We start from the raw sequence: 26314 nt of genomic DNA on the forward strand, positions 1-26314 counted from the left end.
GGATCACGACGTCGACCGCTGACGGAGCGACCGCCGGGTCGGAAACTCCGCCGGCACCACTTGCGCTTCTGCTGTTGGGTCTTCGGCCAGGGAGTCCTTGGACGGGCACGGTTCAAGCGCGTAAGCAGGCACTTCGACGCCGACCGTCGCGGACCCTCGATCCAATGCCTGACGGTCCGCTGCTTCCTTCTTCGCCTTCCGCTGGCGTCCGCCCTTGACGAGGGAGTAAGCGCCGTAGCCGATGAGCGCGATGGCCGTAAGTTTAAGGACTAGGCCGCGGTCCCCCTGCCCCAAGGCATTGGCCAGGAACCCCACGCTCGGGACGGCATAGAAAAGCTTTCCGCGGACCTGCATCTCCCGGACGGGGAGCTCGTCCGCCACGCCGTTGTTGTCCCCTTGGGTCACCAGCAGCCGCTCCCCCTGCTGCGAAGCAATAATCGAGGTGATGCGGTGAGTGATCACCACCGGGCTGTTGGACGCGGCCTGATATGTGATGATGTCCCCGGTGCGCAGATCCTCGAAGGGGGTCGGTTTGACCACCAGGAAGGTGCCCGGCGCGTATTTTGGTGCCATCGAACTAGTCAGCACGGTGTACGTTTGCGAACCGGTGACCAGGGGTACAACCACCAGGACCAAGGCCGCCAGCGTGACAGTGAGAAAGGCCAGGTAGGCGATCCCGCGGCCGACAAGGCGCAAAACGTTCACCAACATTCCTCTCAGATCTGCTCAGCGGCGAGCGGAATGGAAATAGTCGTCGTGGTGTCGTGCAGAGATGGAGGCGCGTGCTGGGAAAGGGTCGCCTGGAGGCAGATAACGCCCGATTCGCCCTTGGCCAGATCGATCGAAGGCAGGCTGCCTGTTGCGGCCGCGGTGAAGAGGGCGGGATCCTCGCACTCCTCAAGGCTCCCGGCTCCAGTTGCCGCGATGTTCAGGTACTCGGCGAGAGTCGCGGACGCGATGGTGGGCGCCGACGTGATGTGCGCCCTGATGGTGAACTCCCCACCGGCGTCGGTCAGGTTGGTGAGCTTGACTCCGGCCCGGACCGCGCTGCCCGGCAGGAGCTTTCCGGCCGGCGCCGTTTCGAGCGCCAGGGTTGCCGGCGTGCCGTCTTCCATCGTCATGTCCACGCTAGTGTCGCCAGAGCCGAGGCTCACCCTGAAATCCGCGGCATGGATGGTGCCCGCGTCGAGCGGTGCGGCGGCGTTCCACAAGGCATACGACCCTTGTACGGCCAGCATCCCCAGCATCACGGCAGCAGCCAGCAGAGCAGCGGCTTTTAGCGCTTGCCGGTTCCGCATCTTCGGCCTCCGCCTGGCTACAGTGGTGCGCGTCGGGGTCAGGCGCGCACCACTGGTCTTGAAAATTTAGACAGCTGTCAGCTGCCCGCTGCAGCATTGACGGGCTTCGGAGCCACCTGATCCAGCTTGAATGCTACCGTGCTGAAGTCGTAGGTGGCCTTGGTGCTGTCGCGGCGTGCGGTATCGGCTTTGAATTCGAAGGTCACCGTGGCGGTGATGTCCCTGACCGTCGTGGTGAGCGGCTCAGGCAAAACCTTGCCGCCGCTCTTCAACTCCACGGGGGACACAGTGATATTGGCAGGGTTAAACGAACTGTTGGGATCCGTGGTGTCGGTGGCTGTCAGGACGGCCTTGATGTTGGCGCCATCGAGGATGACATCCACTTTCTGCGTGTAGGTCAGGGTCTCGCCGGGCACGATCTTGTGGCCGGCGATGTTCTTGATGGTTCCGGGAGCGAGGTTGCTGGACCAGTAGCCCTGCTCGACCTTCTTCAGGTCCAGGTCGCCAGCGGCCACGGCGCCCATTCCGACATTCTGCTCGGCGTTCCAGACGGCCAGCGTTCCGCCACCGCCGAGCAGCAGCGCCGCGCCGACACCGATTGCCAGAGTTCCCTTGACCATCTTGTTCATCTTTGACCCCTTGTTTTTGGCTGACTCGGCACCTCGTTCTCGCCGATATATCCAATCTCGCCAACGCACCTGAAGATGAACGGTTCTATTTCCCAAACGTTCCGGAAGAAATCGCCGGTTCAGCACTGCGCCAGACTCTAACCTCAAGACAAACCAAAGACCGGCCGAAACAGATCGGCGTAGACAACCCTTAACACGCCCATCACACCCAACGGCCAGCAACGATAACGGGCAAATGTTCTCCCGATTGCTTTCCCACGACTCCTCCGCCGATCGCCAAGCTCAAGTTCCGTCAAATGTGAAGCAAGCGCACTATAATTTGGGTTCGGACGTAACCGTTCTTTGGAGCGGCCGTCAGAAAGGTGAGGCATTTGTGGATCCTTCGCGGGTAGCGGTGGTCATTGAAGATGACGAAGACCTCTGTGCGCTGGTCGGAAACGTCTTGAGACAGTCCGGATTTGAGGTCCATACGGCCCGGAACGGAAAAGCCGGAGTGGCCGCCGTCCGAGAACACGGTCCCTCGATCGTCACCCTGGACGTGGGCCTCCCGGACATCGACGGGTTTGAGACCGCCCGCCAGATCCGGCTCTTCAGCGATGCCTACATCCTCATGCTGACCGCTCGGGCCGAGGAGATCGACGCCGTGCTGGGCTTCAAGTCCGGCGCAGATGACTACATCATCAAGCCGTTCCGTACCTTCGAACTACGCGCGCGAGTGGCGGCAATGCTGCGTCGTTCCCGCAGCAGTGAATCGATTCACGACGCCGGAGCCCCGCCTGCGGTAGGGCAACGCACCTCTGCGGGGTCGACAGCGGGGTCCGATGACTTCTCCGGTTTTCCGACCGCAACCTCACCGGTAGCGGTCGCAGCCGAGTCCGCGCAAAATGGCCCGCTTTCTATCCTTCAGTTGCAGGAACCAGAGGCCACTTATATCCACAATGGGCTGTGCCTGGACTACCCCACCAGGACCGTGACGGCAGACGGTGTCCCGAAGCAGCTGACCCGGATGGAATTCGACTTGTTGTACGCCCTGATGGAGAGCGGACGAAATGTGCGCAGCAAGCAGGACCTGGTGCGGTGGCTGCGCTATGAGGACTACGACACCGGGTCGTTCATTTCCGCCTCCGACGAACGCGCCATTGAAGTCCACATGGCAAATCTGCGCCGGAAACTCGGCGACGACCCCCGCTCCCCCAAGTGGTTGGAGACCGTTCGCGGCTTTGGTTACCGGATGGCTCCGGCCAACGCACTGTAGATAAAGCAAGCCCTATGCCCGGTCCTTTGGAACGGAAGGGTTTCAGACGGCCGCGCCCGCTGTAAAACGACACGGCGCTCCCGCCTCCCGCGCCGCTCCCACCCCGATGCTTATGATGTCAATGCCGCATGTATGCCTTGTCCCGTTCCGGATCGGCGGCTGAAAGTCGAGATGATGACCCCCCCTGCCGATGACACTCGTCTGCCTAGCCGCCGTGATGTCCGCACGGGCGCAGCCGATCCTGCGCCTCCCACGGGCATGATTCCCGTGGTTCCGCTGGTAGCCAAGCCTTCCGGGGATCCGTTTCCGCCGCGGCGTGAACTGCGCACCGGCCTCATCCAGGTGGTGGCACCGGCGGCCGGTCAAGCGGCCGGTCCTACCCAGTATGTTCGCATCGAGAAGCCGCAGTCCGGCTCCTCCCGGTCCACGCAGCGCTCTAAAGCACCCCGAAAGACGGTCAGGACCGGCTGGGTTGTCAGCACCGTCGTCGTGCTTGCTGCCGTCGCCGCCGTGTGGTTCGCGTTCTTGCGGTAAGCCCTCCCTAGTCCTCCCCCGACGTGAGCTTGGCCAGGAGCGCAGCAAGTTCGGAGCGCTCGGCTGCAGACAGGGCGCCAAAATACTTCTCCGCATGCCTCACCTGGACCTCCCGGATGGCCCGTCCCATCTCCTGCCCAGCCTCGCTCAGGACGACCACCGTGGCCCTGCGGTCCGCCGGATCTGGCTCCCGCGAGCACCAGCCCCTCTCCTGCAAGCCATCGACGATGTCGGTCGCCGATCGCGGCGCTATCCGAAGCCGCTCGGAAAGTTCACCCAACCGCAGCGGGCCGTGCTGGCGGAGCATGCGCAGCGCCCTCGCTTGTGACGGGGCGACGCCGAGTGGGGCCATTTCCTCCCGGGCGCCCCTCCTGAGTTGACGCGACACGGCCCAGAACGCGTCCAGTAAACTTTCATCTGCCACGGGAATAGGCTACCAAGTTTTCCTGTTGTAACCTCATATTGAGGTAACCTCAGCAATGCGGGCGGCGCACGTTGCCCCCTTCATCACGGATCGAGGTGGTTCCGACGGAAACCTTCGGAATAACCGCCGGCCGCGGGCCCGTCAGGGAGCCGACGGCCGCAGACAAAGAACAAGCCCGGCACGTACCGCTAAAGCGGATCGCCGCCCTGTTCCGCCCGTACCGGGGACAACTGGCCCTCGTCACCGGCATCATCATCGCTTCCTCTGCCGCCGCCATGGTCTCGCCGTTCCTCCTGCGCGCGGTGATCGACACGGCCCTGCCCCGCCAACAGCTCCCGCTGCTGGCTTGGCTGACCGCCGGGATGCTGGCGGTCGCGGCTATTACGGCCCTGTTCGGCGTTTTGCAGACGTGGATCGCGACCCGGGTGGGCCAACGCGTCATGCACAGCCTGCGGACCGAGGTCTTCGCGCACCTCCAGCGCCAGTCCGTCGGCTTCTTCACGCGGACACGGAGCGGGGAAATCCAGTCCCGCATCACACACGACATCGGTGGCATGCAATCGGTGGTCACCTCGACCGCTACAGGCATTGCCACCAACCTGACCACCGTCGTCGCCACGGCAGTGGCCATGGCGGCGCTGTCCTGGCAGCTGTCGCTGATCTCGCTGCTGGTCATGCCGCCGGCCATTGTGCTGACCCGCAAGGTGGCCAAGGTGCGCCGGGAGCTGACCGCCCGCCGCCAGCGGGAACTGGCCGACATGAATGTGACCATCGAAGAATCACTCTCGGTCAGCGGAATCCAGCTGAGCAAGACCCTGGGCACCGGAAACGACCTGGCCGCCCGGTTTTCCGCCTCGTCGGAGCGGCTGACCGACTTGGAACTTCGTTCCGAATTGGCCGGGCGCTGGCGGATGGCCACCATGAGCATCATCTTTGCCGCCGTACCCGCCGTCATCTACTTCGCCGCCGGCCTGCCGGGGGCCGCAGGGAACATCAGCATCGGCACGGTGGTGGCGTTCACCGCGCTGCAGGGCGGCCTTTTCCGGCCGTTGCTCGGACTGCTGAACGTGACGATCACCGTCACCAGCTCGCTGGCGCTCTTCGCCCGGATTTTCGAGTATCTGGACCTGCCGGTGGAGATCGCCGAGCCCGCCTCCCCCGCCCCGGTGGATCCGTCGAAGGTCGCCGGCCACGTCCGCTTCGAGAACGTCAGCTTCAGCTATCCGGACAGCGAGACACCGGCCGTCGAGCATGTGGACCTGGCCGTCCCTGCCGGTTCCAGCCTGGCCCTGGTGGGCCCGACCGGATCGGGGAAGAGCAGCCTGGCCGCCCTGGTGGCCCGCCTGCAGGATCCGACGGAAGGTCGCGTCACCATCGACGGCGTCGACCTCCGCGCGCTGCGCCTGGCCGACCTGGCGGCCATCGTGGGAGTGGTCAGCCAGGACACCTACCTGCTGCACACCACGGTGCGGGAAAACCTGCGCTACGCCAAGCCGGATGCCAGCGATGCCGACATCGAGCAGGCCGCACGGGACGCCCAGATCCACGACCACATCGCGGCGCTGCCGGATGGTTACGACACCGTCGTCGGGTCCCGGGGGCACCGGTTTTCGGGCGGCGAGAAGCAACGGATTGCCATCGCCCGGACCCTGCTGCGCAATCCCCCGGTGCTGGTGCTGGACGAGGCAACCAGTGCGCTGGATACCCAGACCGAACACGCTGTGCAGCAGGCCTTCGACCGGTTGGCCGCCGGCCGCACCACCATCACCATCGCCCACCGGCTCTCGACTGTCCGGAATGCCGACCAGATCGCCGTCCTCGAGGCCGGCCGGATCGTCGAACAGGGAACGCACGAGTCCCTGCTCGACGCCGACGGCCGCTACGCGGCGCTCGCTGCCTGAGACGCAATAGCAGTAGGGAAGTCTTCGTGCCGTCGTCTGCGGCATCCCCCGCCCGTAGACTGTTTCCCGTGAATCGATTGATGAAGCGTCCGGTCCTGGTCACCGTTTCCATTCTTGTCGGCCTGCTCCTGGTGGCCGGGCTGACCGCCGGAGGATACCTCTGGAACATGGCGCATTCATTTGATGCCAAGAGCGAAAAGATTGCCGACGCATTCCCCGAGGAGTCGACCCGGCCGGCAAGAAAGGCCGACGGCGCCGTGAACATCCTGCTGATGGGATCAGATACCCGCGGCGGGGACGGCGCGGAAGACGCCCTAAAAGGCGCCCCCGGAGATGCCCGCACTGATGCGCTGATGCTGCTGCATGTGCCCTCGGACCGCTCTGGCGTCTACGTCGTGTCCATCATGCGCGACATCTGGACGGAACTTCCCAGCCACGGCGAGCACAAAATCAACGCGGCTTACGCGCTGGGCGGGGTCCCTTTGACGGTCCAGACGGTGGAGGGACTCTTCGACACCAGGATCGACCACGTTGCCATCATCGACTTCGAAGGCTTCCGTGGCCTGACCGACGCGCTCGGCGGGGTGGAGATCAACGTCAATCCAGCCTTCAACTCATCACATCTGGGCGGCAGGCATTTCGCTGCTGGCCCTACCCTCATGAACGGCGAGGAAGCCCTTGCTTTCGTCCGCGAACGCTACGCCTACTCCGATGGCGACTACCAGCGCGTCCGCAACCAGCGTGCCTTCGTCGGTGCCGTCATCTCCAAATTTCTCTCCGCTGACACGCTGGCCAACCCAACACGGATCAGCTCCACGGTCGATGAATTCGCCCCGTACGTCACGGTGGATGAGGGCTTGAATGCCGGAACCATCGGATCACTGGGCATAAGCCTCAGCAGCGTGCGAAAGGACGACATCCATATGTTCACGCTGCCCACCAACGGCACCGGCTTATCCGACGACGGCCAGTCCATCGTGCTCAAAGACGAGCAAGCCATCAAGGACATCACAGCGGCCCTGGGCAACGGCGCGCTCGATGAATACTGGCTAACACTGTCCGCAGACAACTAAGCCTGAGGGGCACTGAACAGTCAGTAGCGTCCTAATCCTTGAACACCGCGTCCGATGCCCTTTGGGGCCACTCCAAGATCTGCTGGTCAGTCAAGGCCCGGTCACCGGTTCGTGTCTTTTGGGCTCGGGATGGGCATGAAGTCGAGCGCCGGTCTCATCTACGATCCGGGCACATGTGGCTCAGTCAAATTGCTTTCGACTCCTACAGAGATGCCGGCGCGAGCTTGATGGAGTAGCCCTGCACCGCCACATCAGTCAGCCCGGCGTCACGGGCTTGCCCCCGGAAGCGCGCGACGGCAATAAGATTCTGCACAGGCTCTAGCAACGCGTTGTGGCGGTCAGCAATCTCCTTCCTCCCCCCTGAGAAAATCGATCACTGGTATTGAAGGGCTGCGTCGGAAGAACCAACCAAATTAAATAAAGGCCCTACCAGCACAAGGTACTCAAAGCGGCAAGATGCAATGGGACGCGACCTATCCGATCCACATCGCCATCGGATTGAAGGCTAGATCAAAGTGGGCGCAGACCGAACTCTAGGATGGGATAGTTCTTTTCTTTGTAAATCTGGCATGCAGTTACCAACAATAAACATAAATGCCATGAGACCAGGAAGAAGATAAATTCTGCCGGGCGCCGCAGTAACTTCCAGTAGCGATGAACCCAACCACCCGATTATCGCAACGGCGAGAAAACCGAAGGCACCTGGCGACACTTGGCGGACCAAGAAGAACATAGACAATGCAAGCGTAAGCAATAGTAATACGCCTCCAGTTACAAGAATTTCCCAGAGCAGATTATGGGTTGAGTAATTTGCACTTATAGCAGTGGTCGCTTCCTGGCGGACCCAATAAGACGGTCCATGTCCAAAAACTGGCCGTTGTATAAAGAGGTCGCGCGCACGCCCCCAAAGGGCTCCACGGCCAGTGAAGTCAGCTGGTTTCCATGCATAAAGCGCAACAATCGAAATCATAGTCACGAGCCCAACCATGATTAGAACCATACTGAGACGGGCCAACTTCGCTGGCAGCAGCCTCCAGATTGAAGCGGCAACGAGAGTAATCAGAAGGGCGATAAGTCCTGACCGACTACTAGTTAGATCAGTGAGAAGAACTGACATACATGCAACTACGAAAGCCGCTCCCTTGTGGGAAACGAGCATAATTGATAGGCCGCCAATAAATGCTAACAGTAACCCAAGAGAATTGCCGGTACCCTCTGGCCCCAAAGCGGACCCAAAGACGGAACACTTATCTAAGCGGCATGCCCCAATCATCGTATCTCTAAAGTAGGCGATTAGCCCTGCAAGCATAACGAGATAAAGCCGTACCGAATCTATCGTCCCTCTCATAACGGATTCAAGGGAATAACCATCGCGCGGAAGGACTATCGCTGACACTACAATGCCGAAGGAAAGAAGCGGCATCGCTAGAGCATCTCCAGTGAGAACGAAAGCAAGACTCAAAAATCCAGCACCCGCCAAGAAAAACCCGCTCCACCTCAAGACTGCGCCGCGCATCATAGTGGTGATCACTTGTACTGCGGTGAGCAGTAATAGTGGAACGATTTCTATCCAGTAATCGTCACGCGATGACGCAGGCACCGCAATCTCAAGAGCCATCGCGACACCGGGGCCCATGACAATAGCAAAAGGGAACCAATATTCTGTGCGACATCGGCGCGCTGACGAATACGCCGGGTTTTTCAGTAGAACCGCCCAAACCACGCATGCCACTAATGCAACAACGAGAGGAAGGTTCATAATGTCACCTTCGGAGACGGTTGATTAGCATTGCGTACTGTAGACCAATGCGAGGCTCTAACTATTCCCATTGGACACCGCGCCTTATAACACGTGCTGGGTTGCCACCCACCAAACAGTTTTCTTCCAACACAGAACGAGTTACGGTAGAGCCGCCTGCAATGACACATCCCGACGCCACGCTTACGCCCTTGAATATCTTCGCCTGGCTTCCAACCCAAACACGGTCGCCCAAAATGATAGGCGCAGACGTCACAGCGCCTCTATTGTTGTCAACTCTGTGGAAATCGTCATCCAAAAATTGAACGCCCCAGCCAATAGCACAATTATCTCCCACCTCAAGCCCATTACTGACAACAATAAGGCTATCTGGAGAAAAGTATGAACCGCCACCGATTGATAAGGTCGCGCCAGGCCCTATATCCCACCTGTTTCCGCTCGCTACCGCTACGGGTCCTCCTATGTGCAGCCGGCCTCGTATCCGTAACAGGCCGCCACTGCGTCTGTCTATGAAGCCGTAGTACCGTAGCCCTAAAGTCAGCCGCGCTGCATGGGATAGGGATATGTTTTCTCCGCCCACCACACGAAAGCGCCGACCAACCAAGACACGCTGTCGCCTCAGAAGCATGGGAACGGTTCTAGCAACAGAAATCCGAAACTCGCCCATCGTCATTTCGATCACTCGGCGCATTGATGACAAATTTTCCTCATTAGTAGTAGTAGAGAGGCAATTACGCATCCTTAGTCAACAATAGCGTCCCTAAAAACACTGGCAAATACGCGAGGGGTGAATTTCATTATCTCTGGAGATGCAACTTTTCCCGACCATGTTGCCCTGCTTTGCAGCATCAAAGTACTGATTGCCTCAACAGAGGGCGGACCAACGAATACACCCTGCATACCGGCTACAGACGCAGCAACGCCGCACCTAGAACTGACTACTGCATGGAGGCCAGCAGCTAATGCCTCATTGACAACGAGTCCCCAAACCTCTTCCTTCGACGGCAACACTAGCGTGTGGTGCTTTGAAAGAACTGCAGGGATCTCTGAATAGGGAAACGCTCTAACGACGGATACTCTTGAACCCAACCCCAGACGATGAATGGTCTCAATTATAAGCTCCTCCAAATGACCCTGACCCACAATAGTCAAGGAATCGTGTGGTCGACTTATTGCCGCAAAGGATTCCAACAGTAGAATGGGATTTTTGCGCTCGATAAGCTGTCCCAAAAACAGAAAACGATGGCCGTTCGCTTTTCTTGATTCGTCATTAGGATCGATCGGAGTGCGATTACTGACGTCATGAATCCACTGAACGTCAACGGCATTGAAGCCCCTCCGTATACGGCTAGGCTTCACGCCCATTGCAAGAACGGCCTCCTCGGCAGCGATTCCCGGAACAACAACACGATCCAACAGGTTGAAATACCGACGTCGTGCCTTATCGATGAACCCGTGCGAATGACGCTGCGACTCCAGCGTTGACTCATAGAAGCCGATGGTCTTAACCCCCATGGCCTTGGCCTGCAGGAGCGCTTGCCAATATGCGGGAGACTCCCAGGCGCCGAGCACAATGGCATCGGGTTTAGTGGCAAAAGTAAATAGTGGCCTCCGCGCTAGATAGTAATTAGATTCACCTCGTGACAAACGGAAGCTGTCCACTTCCTGGACACTGTAGAAAGCAGAAGCAGCTGACGCCCATTCACTTCCTCGATTGCCAGGATTAGCCAGGAACCTGGTGCGCGACTCAAGAAGCGTTACAGAAAAATTAAAATATCTTCCTAGTTCCTCCCAGATTGGCTTCCGGTAAGGTGCTGCACGATTCGCCAGCCACATCACATTGTGATCTGCCATGTCCCGGCCATGAGGCCCCACACTAGAGGTCATTTATTCAAACCAAGTTGCAGCTCAGCGCCCACAGCACTCTTTGCTCCGCTATAGACCGCCCACAGTGATTTCGCAATAGACGTTTCGTCGAAACGCTCCGCTGTATAAAACCGTGCCTTTTCCACTTCCTCAGGCGATCGCCATTCACCGCTAAGCACCTTGTGAACTGCAGCGGCAGTCCCCGACGGGTCCCCATCAGCGACTACTATACCCAGACTGTTCTCTTCAATCTCTTTCGATAGAGCAGAGGAACGAGTCACGATGACAGGAATACCGAGGGTTATTGCACCAACCAAGACGTTACCCCACGGCTCATTTTCAGAAGTCAACACAAAAACGCCAGCGCCCGCAAGAACATCCCGAACGCCGGAAGCCGCTACGGCTCCCTCGTAATAGACGTTGGACTCGCTTGCCGCGGCTTCCTTCACCAAGGAACCATCCCCGTGATCTGGGCCAACGACAACATACATATCGGCCCAGCCTCTCGCAGCTGCATATTTGGCAGCCTCCAGAAAAACGCTGACGCGCTTCCGCGGATGCAATCGCGCCACAAACACGGCCTCGCGGCTACTCTTGGGCGGAACCTCAGAGTCCAGAGCTCGGAAGGGCAAGGGGTTGCCGATGATGGCGGTTTTCCCAACGAGAGATGATTTGAGCCATGATTGCAGATCGCTAAGCTCAGTCGTCGTTAAAGCGATTATCGCATTCGACCTCCGAACCACGGGCTTCACGAACACATCGAGCAGGCTATGCAGAGGGCTCTTTCGTGTCGTAAGCATTCCATGAGGCTGCAGTACAAGTCTTTTTCTGAAACAGATAGCAGCTAAGGAAGTTACATAGGGTATCAACTCTCTAGAAAAACTAACATGGATGGTGTCCGCACGGAAACTCTCACGCACAATTGCATAGAAGATACCAAGCGACCCCAGTCCTGAAAGCCCAACGCATGGTATCCATTGACGTACTCGTCGGGTAACCAGATCGACTTCATCCTCTGTTGCAAGCGGACGGTCTCCCTTTAAATGACCAGCGAGGACGCGCACGGGAGATTCGGAATATTCATGCACCAATCGTGCCTGGCTCATGGACGTGTCATAAGGGCCTCCGTATCTTCCCGTTTCACTGGCCAAACTTACGACTCTCAGGATTCTCATTACGCCGTTGCCCTTTGACATCGACTAGCGCCCAACCACTTCATATAGTAAGTTCGCATACTCTTTCGCCGTCCTAGTCATCGAAAACTCGCGATGCACCACAGCTGCATATCGTTGAGCACGTTCGCTGAGTGTTTCGTACTGCCGCACTGCAGTCGAGATTGCCTCGACGGCCGAAGAAGCGTCCCCCGTAGTGAATGGGACGACTGCAGCGCCGTCAGGAAGACTTTCTGACACGGAATCCGAACAAACAATCGGAAGTCCCACACCAACCGCCTCTAGGAGACCGATGCTGTGCGCCTCTCGGTCTGCAGTGTGAAAAAATATATCGGCCAACAGAAGCTTTTTCCAGGGCTCATAAGTTGGCCCGCGAAATCCCCCCACAGTAGCCGAGTCAAGATGTCCCTCGAAGCCTGTCACGACGCCCTTTTCCGCTAACGGACCCCACCACTCCATGGTCAAATCATTGTCGCGACCCAGTGAACGCATGACGTCCACCCATAGTGCAGGGTTTTTCTGTTGTGCCACCCGCGCTATCGACACGATGCGCTTCGGAGACAGAGCGTAATCAAGCTTCCTGGGCAGGTCACTGCTGACACCATTTGGAATTAAGCTTATTGGCCTCGCTTGGCCAAACATTTGTTCATAATTCAATTTCTGCAGCGGGCTCACAGCCACCACTGCAGCCGTGCGCCGGATCAGAAGCTTCTCTACAAAATAAAGCTTTCGGTCGACATGATCGTTGCCTGCGCTGTGTAAAACGGTAACTACGGGCGTTCCCCGTGGTGCGGCCAAACGCGCATACATATTTGGGATGGCGCTATGGCTTAAGATAACATCGGGACTAGCCGATCGAAGCTTGCGCACCAATTCTAACCACCTCCGAACTTTACTCCCAGAGGTGTCACTGGTGTCATCAACATATATTACTCTTGATTCTATGCCGAGTTTTTTCCACTCTTCCGAGAGCGATGCAACCAATGTCTCGGCTCCGCCGATTCTAGGGCTGAGAAGTACCTGAGTCACGCGCATATCAACGCACCTGCGCCTTTTCAGAATCCCGCTTTATAGCTCGAATCATCAGTAGCACAAGGAGAATGAAAGTCATTATCTGCACCATAATGTAAGCAACCGCCCCTCCAATGGCTTCAAAATAAGTAGCAAGGACGCCAACCAAGAGAAGCTGACATAGCGCGGTAGATATAACGATCTTTGACACTGGCTTGTCGTAGCCGCGGTTCTGCAAAAATACAGATAGGGGCTGATTAAGAACTGCCGGCACCGTACCCAACGCTAAGAGCTGAAGAACTGCAGCTGATCCTTCAAATTTGTTGCCGATTAGAATGGCTACGATCGGATCTGCCCCCAAAAAAACGAAGACACACATCATGATAGCCAAGAGTGGCAGCCACAGAGACTTCCGAACTGTTGTCCAAGTGTCCTTCCAAGAATCAGAACGCGCTACGTACGGAGCGGCAGCCGTTGCGAATGAGGCAGCAAGCAGACCCATGGGCTGTGTCCATCGACTCACTGCTCCATAGAGCCCAGCCGCAGCGCTACCTCCAGTAGTGGCCATGAGTGGAACGTCCAGGGACTGCACACTAACCGCAAGACCTGCTATTCCAAAGTGAGCAGCGCCTGCCCACGGATTAGTGCATCGTGGTCGGTTAAAACTGGGTCGCCCTGATGCTGGTGTCAGGGCCCAAGCCGCCGCTGCCGCCAACAACGAGCCTAGGGAGAGGGCGAGCCACAGGAAATTCGTAACAGAAACGCTCGCTAGGAACAGGCCGACGCTAATTGCTCCAGCCGCGACGCGCTCCGTCAGAACTACGCAAGCAACCCGGTGCATTAGACCGAGTCCCCGTAACATGACTTGAGTACTTTGACTTACGACGACTGAAAACATCACAGGTGAAGCCATCCAAAGCGACGTCGCAGGGACTAAGAACACACATGCAATCAACCAACTGAGCGCAACTAACGCTGCAATCAGAAGCTTGCAGAGTTGATTTTGTCCGAGATCGTTGGCGGACATCGCTCCACGCGCCAGTTGTCGGACCCAAAACGAGTTACTGCCGTAATCTAATACGCCAGCTCCAACTGTCCCCAGTGCCAGAGAGGCAACAATCATTCCGAACTCTGCGGGGCTTGAGTCTCTGGCGGCCAGGATGTAGATGAGCGCCATTACGATCTGAGCAAAGGCCATCCCGCCGGCCAGAACCACCGGTTGAAAGCCGATCCTTCTGTCCGTCCCCTGCGCAGTGCCGGGTGCCTGCGTCACAGCAGCGCCCGAGCAAATTGTGTGTTGCCAACTTGGGGCAGTCGCCCCGGTCGCGGTAGCTGGGTTGCCTGCCGCATTGTCACCATAAGAACCTCAGGGTCTAGCTGACACCACTCAACCCCCTCGGGCCACACGGCACTATCGGCTTTAAGGGACTTCGCCCCCGCAGCCACGACGCGTGTTCCAAGCGCCGCAGCCTTACCAAGCAAACCACTTGGACCTTCATTCGAATGTGCCAGTACCAGACAATCGACGGCAGCAACTGCAGAATCTAGTTCTGTATCGGAAAGCGCCCGGTCGATAATGACGGTCTTGAAAGGCATCGTTGTGTTTGCAGTTCCATTTAATCCAGCGGCTTGCAGCACGCCATCGTCACAGTTCCCCGCTATTAGTAGACCCACATCGGGATGGTCCATGCGACGAAGTGCGTCGACGATGACTGGAAGATTTTTGCGTGCGGATACCTTTCCCAAAACCCCAAACCAATAACGCCCACTATCAAGTCCATTGTTTCCTCGAAAACGGATTGCATCTTGGACAGAGGAGGATATAGAGATGGGATCGATGACAACCTTGTACTTGGATCGCCCGCGCCATACGGCGGACTTGAGCACGCCAACACGAACGTTTCTGTGCATCGCAATTTTTCGCATGCACGCTGCTTTGACGCTGGTCTTTAACAAATGAGTTAAGGGCGAGCTTGACGCACTTGCGCTTTCTCGCATCACAAGTATGGAAAGGCGCCCAGATCCGTTCCAGCCAGATTTGAGGGCCAAGCTTTGTATATACCCGTCCCCATCGGAAATAACTGTCTGCATAGCCGCTAAGTTTCTAGAAAAGTAACTAACGCTTTTCAAGCTAAAATCGTCAGTGTGAAGGGTTTCGATGTCGGAGGATAAATCACCTAGATGAATATGAAACTCAGTAGTATGTTCAACATTTTCGGCCAACAGCAACGAGACCCTGTCGCCGCGCGCTAATGCGTACTCCGCCAGCAAGCGAACGTAGTAGAGTCGATGTCCCTCGTGGTTGCCTTCAACTATAAGGGTGCGCGTAACGCCCCTTTGGCTTTCCATCAATTTTCTTTACCTTGTCCGTTCTTGTCCAACGGTGGACGCCCCAAGGGACTCGTCCTAGAGAATGTCTTCCTCAGGGGTTTTGCGGCGGAAAACGTTGTCGATCGCAACCACTCTGACATCTCGAGATAATCGTGTTCGGCGGCACGTCCCTTTCAACCACGCTCATTGGCGGGATTATCGCGGACTTGCCTATCCTCCTACCGCCTAGTACGATGCAGCGCGAAGTTATCCAAACACCGTCTTCAACGTGAATTGGACGGGTCAAGAGCCCCATGTCACGCCGCAGAGCATGACTGCCCGTCGTTAGCATCGTTTCTTGCGAGATGACTACGTCATTCCCGATATATACGTCGTCTTGATTATGAATCCACACGCCCTCTCCGATCCACGACCTATGCCCGATGTGGAGCTTCCATGGAAACTTAACCCGCGTGCGCGGACGAAATACTACGCCGTCACCGATCTGGGCACCGAAGAGGCGGAGGACTCTGATCCGCAACCTAGAACTTATCTGCCAAGGGTTAGTCACGAACAAGAGTTCGCATGCTGCCCATAGGTAGACTAGGATGCCTGGTTTGTCCCAGGCCTGATGTTCACCAGGAGCCTCGGAGAGGTCAATGACGGGAGTGGCGTCCACAGCCATCGCAACTTCTTCAAATTTGTCCGTCATGATCCCAGGTTGGTCGAGTTGGCTTACATAACACGTCTATTCTTACATCTGTGAATGAGCGGAAGCTTCGAATAGCCATATTGGGTCTCAACTACACACCTGAACCGACTGGTATCGCCCCATACACGACTCGACTTGCCGAAAGTTTGGCGACGGCTGGACATGAAGTACGGGTGATCACAGGATATCCTCACTATCCGGAGTGGAAGCTCAAAGACGGGTACTCAGGCTGGCGCAAGGTTGAGTTCATTAACGGCGTTCGGGTCAAGCGTCTCCGCCACTTCATCCCTGCCAAGGTGAGCAGCCTTCAGCGGTTGCACCTGGAACTAAGCTTTGGCTTGCGTGTGTTGCTCGCTCGTTGGCATAATCCGGACGTAATTCTAGTCGTCAGCCCTGCGCTGTTCTCAACGGCCCTCGTGCTCATGCGCGCAAGATTCGGCGTCCACAGGCCCGCTACAGGTGTATGGGTTCAGGACATCTACAGTCGTGGCATCGAAGAACTAGACGCGAAAAGCGCAAAAGCCGCAAAGGTAATGAAGAAGGTCGAAGGCTTCATCCTGCGTTCAGCAACCATGGTCACCGTGATCCACGATAGGTTCAAGGCATACTTGACTGACACACTAGAGGTCCCTGGCGAGAGTGTCAGCGTGATTCGGAACTGGGCTCACATCGAGCCCGCCGGACCTATCCGTCGAGCGGATGTTCGGGCCAGCTTCGGTTGGGGAAGTGACGAAGTGGTCGTGCTTCATGCAGGAAATATGGGCGTGAAGCAGGCTCTCGAAAATGTTGTAGAAGCAGCGAAACTTGCTGAGATGAAGAACTCGAAAGTCCGCTTCGTACTTATGGGTGACGGCAACCAAAGGCAGCATCTTCAAAGACTGAGTCATGACGTAGATCACATTTCCTTCATGGCTCCGTTGCCTGAAGAGAAATTCACCGCGGCGCTCATGTCAGCCGACATCCTGCTCGTCAATGAAATGGCGGGGCTCCGTGAGATGGCTGTTCCCAGCAAGTTGACATCATATTTTTCCTCAGGACGGCCCGTGATTGCCGCAACAGAAGCTGACAGCACAACCGCCGGGGAAATTGCCTACTCGCGTGCCGGCGTCCGTGTTGAACCCCAGTCGCCGGCGGAGTTACTGAAGGCAGCCGAGACGTTAGGGGCCGACCGGAGGCTTTCTAGCCAGTTGGGCCAAGCCGGGACTATATACGCCGAGAACATGTTGTCTCAAGACGCCGCTATAGTGCAGTACGGAGAATGGTTGCGAGAATTAGCTGCAATCAGGAACGAGTCGCGCTCCACCTTGACGCGACGCGGTAAATATGGACTCACCGACAGGGGGAACTGCGTTGGTTAAGCGCGCGTTTATTACGGGAATTACGGGTCAAGACGGCTCTTACTTGGCAGAGTTGCTGCTCACAAAAGGATACGAGGTTCACGGCCTCATCCGTCGCGCATCGACCTTCAATACCGCGCGCATCGACCACCTATACGTGGATCCTCATGACGTCAACGCAAAGCTGTTCCTCCATTATGGAGATCTAGCCGACGGCGCGCGCCTTGTGACCCTCCTCGCCGAAATCGAACCTAATGAGGTCTACAACCTGGCGGCACAGTCCCATGTTCGTGTCTCCTTCGACGAGCCAGAGCACACCGGAAACATAACTGGCATGGGTTCCATTCGGCTGCTTGAAGCCGTTCGCCAGGCCGGCATCCAAACGCGCTTTTACCAGGCATCGTCCTCGGAAATGTTTGGCGCTACTCCCCCGCCGCAGGGTGAAGACACCCCGTTCTACCCACGCTCCCCGTACGGCGCCGCGAAGGTCTACAGCTACTGGGTGACAAAGAACTACCGTGAGGCCTACGGCATGTTCGCCGTCAACGGCATCCTGTTTAACCACGAAAGCCCGCGGCGAGGCGAAACCTTCGTAACCCGCAAAATCACCCGTGCCGTGGCCGCAATCAAGGCCGGCAAGCAAGAACACCTCTACATGGGTAATCTGGACGCGGTGCGTGACTGGGGCTATGCAGCCGAGTATGTCGAAGGCATGTGGCGGATGCTGCAGGCCGACGAACCCGAGGATTTCGTGCTGGCCACCGGTGTCGGTTACACCGTCCGCGACTTCCTCCAGCACTCCTTCGAACATGCCGGCCTGAATTGGGAAGACCATGTGAAGTTCGACGAACGTTACCTGCGCCCCACCGAGGTCGATGCCCTGATCGGCGACGCATCCAAGGCACACGAGAAGCTGGGATGGAAAGCCACGGTCGAAACCCCGGAGTTGGCCCGGATCATGGTGGATGCCGACATTGAGGCTCTCAGGTGTGCTGGCAGCCCATGGATCGACAAGGTAGCCCTCGATAGCTGGGGAAAGTAGCCGTGTCCGTGATCAACACAAGCGCGGTCAGTGCCGGTGACAACGTTGACTACAAGCCGGGCCAGCTGGACCGGACCGCGCCGTTCTACGTTGCAGGGCACCGCGGTTTGGTTGGTTCCGCGATTTGGCGAAACCTGGAAACCAACGGCTTCACGAACCTGGTTGGCCGTACCTCGACAGACTTGGATTTGAAGGACCGGGACGCTGTCTTCGCGTTCTTCGCTGATTCCCGGCCCCGGTACGTGGTGTTGGCGGCGGCGAAGGTCGGCGGGATCCTGGCGAACAACACTTACCCGGTGGATTTCCTCAGCGACAATCTCCGGATTCAGGTCAACGTTTTGGACGCGGCGAGGGAACACGGGGCTGAGCGCGTCCTGTTCTTGGGATCATCCTGCATCTACCCGAAGTTCGCTGAGCAGCCAATCAGTGAGGACTCGCTGCTGACCGGGCATCTGGAGCCCACGAACGATGCCTATGCGATCGCGAAGATCGCCGGAATTATGCAGATCCAGGCGGTTCGCCGCCAGTATGGTTTGCCGTGGATCTCGGCGATGCCGACCAATTTGTACGGGCCGGGAGACAATTTCTCCCCAACGGGTTCACACGTGCTGCCGGCCCTGATCCGTCGCTACGACGAAGCCGTCAGGACAGGCGCAGAGACGGTGACGAACTGGGGCACGGGTGCGCCCCGGCGTGAGTTCCTGCACGTGGATGACATGGCCGCCGCCTGCCTCCACCTGCTCGAGCACTACGACGGCCCCGATCAGGTCAATGTCGGCACGGGCACGGACGTGACGATCAAGGAACTCGCGCAGCTTGTCGCCGACGCCGTAGGGTTCACCGGAACCATGGAGTGGGACACTTCTAAACCCGACGGCACACCGCAGAAACTGCTTGACGTGTCAAAACTCGCTGAAGCCGGCTGGACCGCACAAATCGGTCTCGCAGAAGGCATCAGGAAGACGGTTGCTTGGTACCGGGACAACTTGGAAAGCATCCGCGGGTAATAGCTGGGATGCAAGTGATAAAGCTCTTGGCCCGTGGTTGTCGCCACGGTCCAAGAGCTTTACTCGGTCTTAAACACCGCGTCAATGACGCCCTGCGCCCACTCAAGGATGGCCAAGTCGGCCAGGTCCTTGCCGCCGATCCGGGCGGTCTTGGGCTTGGGGACAAGGATGAAGTCCAGCGCCGGTTTCACCTGCGACCCGGGGTACATCCGGTTCAGCCGCATCACCTTGGACTCAGGCAGGGCCGCCGGCGCGAACTTGATGAAGTTGCCCTGCACCGCCACGTCGGTCAGCCCGGCGGCGCGGGCCTCGACCCGGAAGCGCGCCACCGCCACGAGGTTCCGGACGGGCTCCGGGAGCTCGCCGTAGCGGTCGGTGAGCTCGGCCACCACTTCGTCGATGGCTTCGTGCGTGGTTGCCTGGGCGAGCTTCCGGTAGGCCTCCAGGCGCAGGCGTTCCCCCGGAACATAGTCGTGCGGCAGGTGGGCGTTGACGGGCAGCTCGATCTTCATTTCGGCGACCTTCTGCTCGGTTTCGCCGCGGAAATCCGCCACCGCTTCGCCGACCAGCCGGATGTACAAATCAAAACCGACACCGGCAATGTGCCCGGACTGTTCCCCGCCCAGCAGGTTGCCGGCGCCGCGGATCTCCAGGTCCTTGAGGGCCAGCTGCATGCCCGCGCCCAGCTCGTTGTGGGCGGCCACGGCTTTCAGCCGCTCGAGGGCAACTTCGCCCAGCGGTTTTTCGGCGTCGAACAGGAAGTAGGCGTACGCCCGCTCCCGGCCGCGGCCCACCCGCCCGCGCAGCTGGTGCAGCTGTGAGAGGCCGTACCGGTCCGCCCGGTCGACGATCAGGGTGTTCGCGTTGGAAATATCCAGCCCGGTCTCGATGATGGTGGTGCAGACCAGGACGTCAAAGCGCTTCTCCCAGAAGTCGACAATGATCTGCTCCAGCCGTGACTCGCTCATCTGCCCGTGCGCCACCTCCACCCGCGCCTCGGGCACCAGCTCCCGAATCCGCGCCGCCTGCCGCTCGATCGACGACACCCGGTTGTGCACGAAGAAGACCTGCCCCTCGCGCATCAGCTCGCGCCGGATGGCCGCCGTCGTCTGCTTGTCCGTGTACGGGCCGACGTAGGTCAGCACCGGATGGCGTTCTTCCGGCGGGGTGGCCAGCGTGGAGGTCTCGCGGATGCCGGTCAGGGACATCTCTAGCGTCCGCGGGATCGGCGTCGCGGACATGGCCAGCACGTCCACGTTGGTCCGCATCTTCTTCAGCGCTTCCTTGTGCTCGACGCCGAAGCGCTGCTCCTCGTCCACGATGACCAGGCCCACGTCCTTGAACTGGACCTCCTTGGACAGCAGCCGGTGCGTTCCGATGACGACGTCGATGCTGCCGTTCTTGATGCCTTCCATCGTGTCTTTGGCTTCCTTGGCGGTCTGGAAGCGGGACAACGCCTTGACCCTGACCGGGAACCCGGAGAAGCGTTCGCTGAACGTCTCGAAGTGCTGCTGGGACAGCAAGGTGGTGGGAACCAGGACGGCAACCTGCTTGCCATCCTGGACCGCCTTGAACGCGGCCCGCACCGCGATCTCGGTCTTGCCGTAACCCACGTCGCCCGAGATCAGCCGGTCCATCGGGACTTCCCGCTCCATGTCGGCCTTGACCTCGTTGATGGTGGTCAGCTGGTCGGGCGTTTCGACGTACGGGAAGGCCTCTTCCAGCTCCCGCTGCCACGGGGTATCCGGTCCGAAGGCGTGCCCCCGGGAGGCCATCCGGGCCGAATACAGCCGGATCAGCTCCCCGGCAATCTCCTTGACCGCCTTGCGGGCCTGGCTCTTGGTCTTGGCCCAATCGGAGCCGCCCATCTTGGACAGCGCCGGAGCATCTCCGCCGACATAGCGGGTCACCTGGTCCAACTGGTCCGTCGGCACGAACAGCCGGTCCCCCGGTGCGCCGCGCTTGGCCGAGGCGTACTCCAGCACCAGGTACTCCCGCATCGCCTTGGTGGGTCCGGCGCCGGTGGACCGCTGCACCAGCTCCACGAACTTTCCCACGCCGTGCTGCTCGTGCACCACGAAGTCGCCCTCGGTCAGCTGCAACGGATCCACCGCGTTGCGCCGCCGCGACGGCATCTTGCGCATGTCCTTGGTGGAACGCGCGGTGGCCCGGCCCAGCAGGTCTGCCTCGGTCAGCAGGCCCAGCTTCAGCCCCTCGAACACAAACCCCTTGCCGGTGCTCGCCGTGGTGATTTCGATGATCCCGGGCTGCGGTTCGCTCTCCAGCGATTCGACGCGGGAGGCCGGGATCTGGGCATCGTGGAATAGTTCGGCCATGCGGGCGGCCGGGCCCGGGCCTTCGGTCGCCACGACCACACGCCACCGGTCGCGCACGCGGGAACCGATGAAGTCCATCATCTCGGCCACATCGCCCTGGTAGCCCCTCGGCTCCCTGGCCGCGATGGTCAGCGTGTCAATGTCCAGCACTGTTTCGTCGTCGGAGTTGAACGAGGTGATGGACCACCACGACACCTGCTGTTCTCCGGCCGTCGCCCGGGTGTCCCCCAGCGACCGGAAGCCGGCCTGCTCCAGGTCCCCCTGCAGCGCCAGGTCCAGCGGTGCGTCCCCGCCCTCGGAAGCCGTCGCCCACGCGGCGGCCAGGAACTCATCGTTTGTCGTCTCGAGGTCATGGGCGCGGCCGCGCACCTTTTCCGGTTCAATGACGACGGCGATGGAGCCGGGCGGAAGCTCCCCGATGAACGGCACCATGGCGTCCACCAGCACCGGCGACAGCGATTCCATGCCTTCGACGGCGACGCCCCCGGCGATCTTCTCCAGCATGTCGTCCGCCGCCGGCATCTGCCCCTTCAGTTTGGCGGCGCGGCTCATGACCGAGGGCGTGATCAACAGCTCCCGGCACGGCGGGGCGTACAGCTGGGCGGGGTGCTTGACGTTCTCCCCGGCCAGGGAGCGCTGGTCGGCAACGGCGAACCAGCGCATCGATTCGACCTCGTCGCCGAAGAACTCGATCCGGACGGGGTGGTCGTCGGTGGGCGAAAAGACGTCCAGGATGCCGCCGCGCACGGCGAACTCGCCGCGCCGGCTCACCATGTCCACGCGGGCGTAGGCGGCTTCGGACAACCGACGGACCACGTCGGTGAAGGCGACCTCGTCGCCGACCGTGAGTGAGACAGGCTGCAAATCCCCCAGCCCCTGCACGAGCGGCTGAAGCACCGCGCGCACCGGGGCCACCACCACCCGCAGCGGCGCCGCCCCGTCGTCGTGCTTCAGCCGGCGCAGCACCGACAGCCTGCGCCCCACCGTGTCCGACCGCGGCGACAAGCGCTCATGCGGCAACGTCTCCCAGCTGGGGAACTCTTCGATCGACTCATCCGGCAAGTAGCTGCGCAGCGCCGCCGCCAGGTCTTCCGTCTCCCGCCCGGTCGCGGTCACCGCCAGCACGACGCCGGGCCCGGACCCGTCGCCCGGTGCGGCCCCCTTGCCGGCGCCCGCCTCCAGCCCTTGGACCATCTCGGCCAGGAGGGCGGCCCGCAGCCCGGGCGGCGCACCGATCTGCAGATCCTCGCTGCGCTCGTCCACCGGCCGGGCAGCCTGCACCCGCACCTTCGCGAATGATTTGTCCTCGGCTAGGGCGGCCAGCAGTCCGTTGAGGCTCATGGTGGTTAATTCTCCCGGTCAGCGTGCAACACGAACACCCGAAGTTCGGCAGAACCCCGGGGCGACCGTTCAACTTTACCGCGAGAACCGTATCCCTTCGGCGGGAGGAATACCGGATTGCTACCGGAGCAGCGAGTAGGCGAGCACGGCAACCAGGCAGACGGCCAGCACGGCAACAACCGCGTTGGCAACACGGCGCTGCTTGTCCCCGTTCATCCGGCGCCACTTGCGGGTGAGTTGCTTGAACGTCATACAGCCCCCACTGTTCGGCCGCCGCACTTTCCCCAAGCGGCGGGAGTAACCCAATGTGTAAGAAGCTACAAGGCCATCCGCCAAAACGGCCGTGGTCAGGTGAAAAGTTATACAGCCGTTGTTTGCGGCTGCCGCGTAAGATGAGTGCTGGCTCTTTGTCCCCAACCTAATTGTCTGGAGTCTTCATGGCGCTCAGTGCTTCCACCACCCTGCCCTATCCCGCAGCCAAGGTCACCGAAACCTTCACCGACGAGGCGTTCCTGCGCCACATCAGCGAGTTGGTCGGCGGCACGCTGGAGTCCGTGCAGCGCGACGGCGATGTTGCGGGCGCCTTCACGCTGACCGTGGTCCGCAAGGTTCCCAGTGCGCGGCTGCCGGAGATCGCGAAGAAGATGCTCGGCGACTCGCTCACCGTCACCCAGACCGAACGGTGGCAGGCGCCCGCGGCCGACGGTTCCCGCACCTCCGACGTCAGCATGAAGGTGGCCGGGGCCCCGGTGGACGTCACCGCGGTCCAGCAGCTCGTGGCCGACGGAGACTATACGCGGGTGGACCTCAGCGGAGACGTAAAGTCTTCGATCCCGTTCCTGGGCGGCAAGATCGCCGCTGCCGCCGAGCCGATGCTGGGCAAGGCGCTGAACATCCAGGCGCAGCAGGCCGAGGCCTGGCTGTCCGGCCGCGCCTGATCCGGGAGCCGCTGCAGTGAATATTCCGGCTGCCCTGGCCTGGGTGCTGATCCTTGCCGGCGTCTGGGCCTTGCTGGTCTGGGCCCCCCATCTCGTCCGGGTGTGGAAGGATCCCCGCTCCAAAGACGACAAGGGCGCAATGACCCGCTACTTCACCATGGAGTTCATGAAGGCGACCACCTCCATGATCCTGGGCATCGCCACGCTGGTGATCGGCGCCCGCGGCCTCGCGGGCTAGACCGCACGCCAGCAAGCCAAAGGAGGGGCCGGGCCGCGCGAGTGCGCCGCCCGGCCCCTTTTTCATCCGGTCAGTTCGCCGCCAGCAAGGCTTCTTCCAGCGCCACCCAGGCGAGCATCGCGCACTTCACCCGTGCCGGATACTTGGAGACGCCGGAGAACGCGGCGGCGTCGCCGAGGATTTCTTCGTCGGCCTCGACACTCCCCCGTGAGCGCATCAGCTCACGGAAGTTGTCCACCACCTTCAGCAGCTCCTCCCGCTCCATGCCTTGCGCCAGGTCGCTCAGCACCGACGCGGAGGCCATCGAGATGGAGCAGCCCTGGCCGTCCCAGCTGACGCCGGAGAGCATGGTCTCGGCGCCGTCCTCGTGCACGGCGGCGCGGAGCGTGATTTCGTCGCCGCAGGTCGGATTGAGCATGTGCGACTCGCCGGACTTGTCTCCCGGCGGCGGATCCGCCAGGGGCGCCCCGTGCCGTTTCTTGGCGTGCTCCAGGATGATCTGCTGGTACAGCTGCTGCAGTTCAGCACTCACGTCAGTTAACTCCAAAGAACGGGCGGACCCCGGCGACGGCGTCCAGGAAGGCGTCGACGTCGTCGGTGGTGTTGTACAGATAGGTGCTGACGCGGGTGGTCGCCACCAGGCCGAGACGCCGGTGCAGCGGCTGTGCGCAGTGGTGGCCGACGCGCACGGCGATGCCCTTGTCGTCCAGGAACTGGCCGACGTCGTGGGCGTGGACCCCATCGACGTCGAAGGCGGCCAGACCGATCCGTTCGGCGCCGGCGGCCGGGCCGAGCACCCGGACACCGTCGATGGCGGAGAGTCCGGCCACCAGCCGCTGCCCGAGTTCGGCCTCCCACGCATGGATCCGGTCCATGCCCGTCTCCTGGAGGTATTCGACCGCCGCGGCCAGCGCCACCGCCTGCGAGATGCGCTGGGTTCCGGCTTCGAAGCGCTGCGGGGACGGCAGATAGTCGGCCTGCTCCATGGTCACGGTGGTGATCATGGAGCCGCCGGTCAGGAACGGCGGCATGGCGTTGAGCAGTTCCGCCTTGCCGTAGAGCACGCCGATGCCGGTGGGACCCAGCATCTTGTGCCCGGAGAAGGCGGCGAAGTCCACGTCCAGTGCCTTCACGTCGACGGCCATGTGCGGCACGGACTGGCAGGCGTCGAGCACGACGACGGCGCCCGCCTTGCGGGCGAGCCCCACCAGGTCCTCTACCGGGTTGATGGTCCCCAGCACATTGGAGGCGTGGGTGAACGCCACGACCTTGGTGCGCGGACCGATGACCTGTGCCGCCTCGTCGAGGCGCAGCGCACCGGCGTCGTCCACCGGGATGAAGCGCAACGTGGCGCCGGTGCGGAAGGCGAGCTCCTGCCAGGGGATCAGATTGGCGTGGTGCTCCATCTCGGTAACCACCAGCTCGTCGCCGGGCCCCAGCGCGAAACGCGACGCGGCCTCCCCGCCGCGGCCGGCGCTGGCGTTGGAGAAGGCATAGGCGACCAGGTTGATGGCTTCGGTGGCGTTGGAGGTCCAGACCACCTCGTCGATGCCGGCATTGATGAAGCCGGCGACGGTTTCCCGCGCGTTCTCGAAAGCATCGGTGGCGGAGACCGCCAGCATGTGCGCACCCCGGTGGACCGCGGCGTTCCGCTGTTCGTAGTACTCCTGTTCGGCCTCCATTACCGAGAGCGGATTCTGCGACGTGGCGCCCGAATCCAGGTACACCAGCGGCGAGCCGTTCACCTGCTGGTCGAGGATGGGGAAGTCGTTGCGAATGCGCCGAGCTTCGGCATTGTCGATCATGCCGGCGGCATGCTTGAGGGTTGCGGGAGTGGTTACCACAGACACCTGAGGTGCTCCTTGGATCGATGGCTGGAACCGGTTTGTCCTGCTATTGGCCGACAATACGCAAGACAAGTCTGCGCTAATCATCCCACTTCAGCGGGTGCGGGGTCACCTGAGCCCTGCCTTACCTGCGGCATTTGGGCCGTTTCCCCGCGCTCCTCTCCTCTCCCCTGCCGCCTGTTCTGCGATCCTTTTCTCTCCCCTGTTGCCGGTTCCGCTCCTCCCCTCCATGCATTCTGACGCAACGATTCACCAGGAGGCGCTTTTGTCGCCGTAATCGGCCA

Annotated in this window: 25 protein-coding genes; 9 read left to right on the plus strand and 16 right to left on the minus strand. The window is 60.3% G+C overall.

Going from position 1 to position 26314, the window contains the following annotated elements:
- Positions 1-3: 3 nt before the first annotated feature.
- The 3 genes from AC5RUP_RS13385 to AC5RUP_RS13395 all read right to left on the minus strand — a co-directional run bounded on the left by AC5RUP_RS13385 (position 4) and on the right by AC5RUP_RS13395 (position 1927).
- Positions 4-705 (minus strand): signal peptidase I, encoded by a 702-nt coding sequence (locus AC5RUP_RS13385; protein ID WP_494153243.1) that lies wholly within the window; start codon positions 703-705, stop codon positions 4-6.
- 11 nt (positions 706-716) lie between these two features.
- Complete coding sequence (locus AC5RUP_RS13390) at positions 717-1298, minus strand: hypothetical protein (protein ID WP_494153244.1); 582 nt, start codon at positions 1296-1298, stop codon at positions 717-719.
- 77 nt (positions 1299-1375) lie between these two features.
- A complete protein-coding gene (locus AC5RUP_RS13395) occupies positions 1376-1927 on the minus strand; it encodes an alternate-type signal peptide domain-containing protein (RefSeq protein ID WP_494153245.1) in 552 nt (183 codons plus the stop codon).
- Between the two features lie 373 nt (positions 1928-2300).
- Between AC5RUP_RS13395 and AC5RUP_RS13400 the strand changes: the two genes are divergently transcribed.
- Positions 2301-3182 (plus strand): response regulator transcription factor, encoded by an 882-nt coding sequence (locus tag AC5RUP_RS13400; RefSeq protein WP_494153246.1) that lies wholly within the window; start codon positions 2301-2303, stop codon positions 3180-3182.
- A gap of 267 nt (positions 3183-3449) precedes the next feature.
- Entirely contained in the window at positions 3450-3716 is a 267-nt protein-coding gene (locus AC5RUP_RS13405) for a hypothetical protein (protein ID WP_494153247.1), read from the plus strand.
- A 7-nt stretch (positions 3717-3723) separates the two neighbouring features.
- Here the strand turns inward: AC5RUP_RS13405 and AC5RUP_RS13410 are convergent, their stop codons facing one another.
- Positions 3724-4140 (minus strand): MarR family winged helix-turn-helix transcriptional regulator, encoded by a 417-nt coding sequence (locus AC5RUP_RS13410; RefSeq protein WP_494158645.1) that lies wholly within the window; start codon positions 4138-4140, stop codon positions 3724-3726.
- Between the two features lie 95 nt (positions 4141-4235).
- On the opposite strand from AC5RUP_RS13410, the gene AC5RUP_RS13415 reads away from it, so the two are divergent.
- On the plus strand, positions 4236-6041 hold the full coding sequence (locus AC5RUP_RS13415) for an ABC transporter ATP-binding protein (RefSeq protein ID WP_494153249.1): 1806 nt from the start codon (positions 4236-4238) through the stop codon (positions 6039-6041).
- Positions 6042-6109: 68 nt separating this feature from the next.
- The gene (locus AC5RUP_RS13420) at positions 6110-7114 is read left to right on the plus strand and encodes an LCP family protein (RefSeq protein ID WP_494158646.1); all 1005 of its coding nucleotides are present in this window, start codon (positions 6110-6112) and stop codon (positions 7112-7114) included.
- Positions 7115-7316: 202 nt separating this feature from the next.
- Here the strand turns inward: AC5RUP_RS13420 and AC5RUP_RS13425 are convergent, their stop codons facing one another.
- The 8 genes from AC5RUP_RS13425 to AC5RUP_RS13460 all read right to left on the minus strand — a co-directional run bounded on the left by AC5RUP_RS13425 (position 7317) and on the right by AC5RUP_RS13460 (position 15271).
- Positions 7317-7484, minus strand: a complete 168-nt coding sequence (locus AC5RUP_RS13425; protein WP_494153261.1) for a TRCF domain-containing protein — start codon at positions 7482-7484, stop codon at positions 7317-7319.
- A 135-nt stretch (positions 7485-7619) separates the two neighbouring features.
- Positions 7620-8873, minus strand: a complete 1254-nt coding sequence (locus AC5RUP_RS13430; protein ID WP_494153251.1) for an O-antigen ligase family protein — start codon at positions 8871-8873, stop codon at positions 7620-7622.
- 61 nt (positions 8874-8934) lie between these two features.
- Positions 8935-9612 carry an acyltransferase gene (locus AC5RUP_RS13435; RefSeq protein WP_494153252.1) on the minus strand — a complete coding sequence of 226 codons (678 nt, stop codon included), beginning with the start codon at positions 9610-9612 and terminating at the stop codon, positions 8935-8937.
- Between the two features lie 2 nt (positions 9613-9614).
- The gene (locus AC5RUP_RS13440; protein WP_494153253.1) at positions 9615-10727 is read right to left on the minus strand and encodes a glycosyltransferase family 4 protein; all 1113 of its coding nucleotides are present in this window, start codon (positions 10725-10727) and stop codon (positions 9615-9617) included.
- 29 nt (positions 10728-10756) lie between these two features.
- The gene (locus AC5RUP_RS13445) at positions 10757-11845 is read right to left on the minus strand and encodes a glycosyltransferase family 4 protein (protein ID WP_494153254.1); all 1089 of its coding nucleotides are present in this window, start codon (positions 11843-11845) and stop codon (positions 10757-10759) included.
- 93 nt (positions 11846-11938) lie between these two features.
- Positions 11939-12946 carry a glycosyltransferase family 4 protein gene (locus AC5RUP_RS13450; RefSeq protein WP_494158647.1) on the minus strand — a complete coding sequence of 336 codons (1008 nt, stop codon included), beginning with the start codon at positions 12944-12946 and terminating at the stop codon, positions 11939-11941.
- Between the two features lies 1 nt (position 12947).
- A complete protein-coding gene (locus AC5RUP_RS13455; protein WP_494153256.1) occupies positions 12948-13424 on the minus strand; it encodes an MATE family efflux transporter in 477 nt (158 codons plus the stop codon).
- A 767-nt stretch (positions 13425-14191) separates the two neighbouring features.
- A complete protein-coding gene (locus AC5RUP_RS13460) occupies positions 14192-15271 on the minus strand; it encodes a glycosyltransferase family protein (RefSeq protein ID WP_494153257.1) in 1080 nt (359 codons plus the stop codon).
- Between the two features lie 723 nt (positions 15272-15994).
- Here AC5RUP_RS13460 and AC5RUP_RS13465 point away from each other — a divergent pair.
- Genes AC5RUP_RS13465 through AC5RUP_RS13475 form a run of 3 tightly spaced genes read left to right on the plus strand, consistent with a single transcriptional unit; the run spans position 15995 to position 19330 of the window.
- Positions 15995-17302 carry a glycosyltransferase gene (locus tag AC5RUP_RS13465; protein WP_494153258.1) on the plus strand — a complete coding sequence of 436 codons (1308 nt, stop codon included), beginning with the start codon at positions 15995-15997 and terminating at the stop codon, positions 17300-17302.
- Positions 17295-18323: a GDP-mannose 4,6-dehydratase gene (gene gmd / locus AC5RUP_RS13470; protein ID WP_494153262.1), complete on the plus strand. Its 1029-nt coding sequence runs from the start codon at positions 17295-17297 to the stop codon at positions 18321-18323. The genes AC5RUP_RS13465 and gmd overlap by 8 nt, the downstream gene beginning before the upstream one ends.
- Positions 18324-18331: 8 nt before the next feature.
- Positions 18332-19330, plus strand: a complete 999-nt coding sequence (locus AC5RUP_RS13475; protein ID WP_494153259.1) for a GDP-L-fucose synthase family protein — start codon at positions 18332-18334, stop codon at positions 19328-19330.
- Positions 19331-19389: 59 nt separating this feature from the next.
- Here AC5RUP_RS13475 and mfd read toward each other — a convergent pair whose 3' ends face one another.
- Both mfd and AC5RUP_RS13485 read right to left on the minus strand, forming a co-directional pair.
- The gene (gene mfd, locus AC5RUP_RS13480) at positions 19390-23007 is read right to left on the minus strand and encodes a transcription-repair coupling factor (RefSeq protein ID WP_494158648.1); all 3618 of its coding nucleotides are present in this window, start codon (positions 23005-23007) and stop codon (positions 19390-19392) included.
- Between the two features lie 120 nt (positions 23008-23127).
- Positions 23128-23259, minus strand: coding sequence for a hypothetical protein (locus AC5RUP_RS13485; RefSeq protein WP_494153742.1), 132 nt, complete (start codon positions 23257-23259; stop codon positions 23128-23130).
- A 185-nt stretch (positions 23260-23444) separates the two neighbouring features.
- On the opposite strand from AC5RUP_RS13485, the gene AC5RUP_RS13490 reads away from it, so the two are divergent.
- Positions 23445-23945, plus strand: a complete 501-nt coding sequence (locus AC5RUP_RS13490; RefSeq protein WP_494153743.1) for a DUF2505 domain-containing protein — start codon at positions 23445-23447, stop codon at positions 23943-23945.
- A 16-nt stretch (positions 23946-23961) separates the two neighbouring features.
- Positions 23962-24183 carry an SCO4848 family membrane protein gene (locus AC5RUP_RS13495; protein WP_494068135.1) on the plus strand — a complete coding sequence of 74 codons (222 nt, stop codon included), beginning with the start codon at positions 23962-23964 and terminating at the stop codon, positions 24181-24183.
- Positions 24184-24253: 70 nt separating this feature from the next.
- On the opposite strand, the gene sufU is transcribed toward AC5RUP_RS13495, so the two are convergent.
- Together sufU and AC5RUP_RS13505 are read right to left on the minus strand one after the other, a co-directional pair.
- The gene (sufU, locus tag AC5RUP_RS13500) at positions 24254-24715 is read right to left on the minus strand and encodes a Fe-S cluster assembly sulfur transfer protein SufU (RefSeq protein WP_494153744.1); all 462 of its coding nucleotides are present in this window, start codon (positions 24713-24715) and stop codon (positions 24254-24256) included.
- A 1-nt stretch (position 24716) separates the two neighbouring features.
- Positions 24717-26033: a cysteine desulfurase gene (locus AC5RUP_RS13505; protein ID WP_494153745.1), complete on the minus strand. Its 1317-nt coding sequence runs from the start codon at positions 26031-26033 to the stop codon at positions 24717-24719.
- Between the last annotated feature and the right edge of the window lie 281 nt (positions 26034-26314).

This window comes from Arthrobacter sp. Y3223151, from assembly GCF_059091125.1.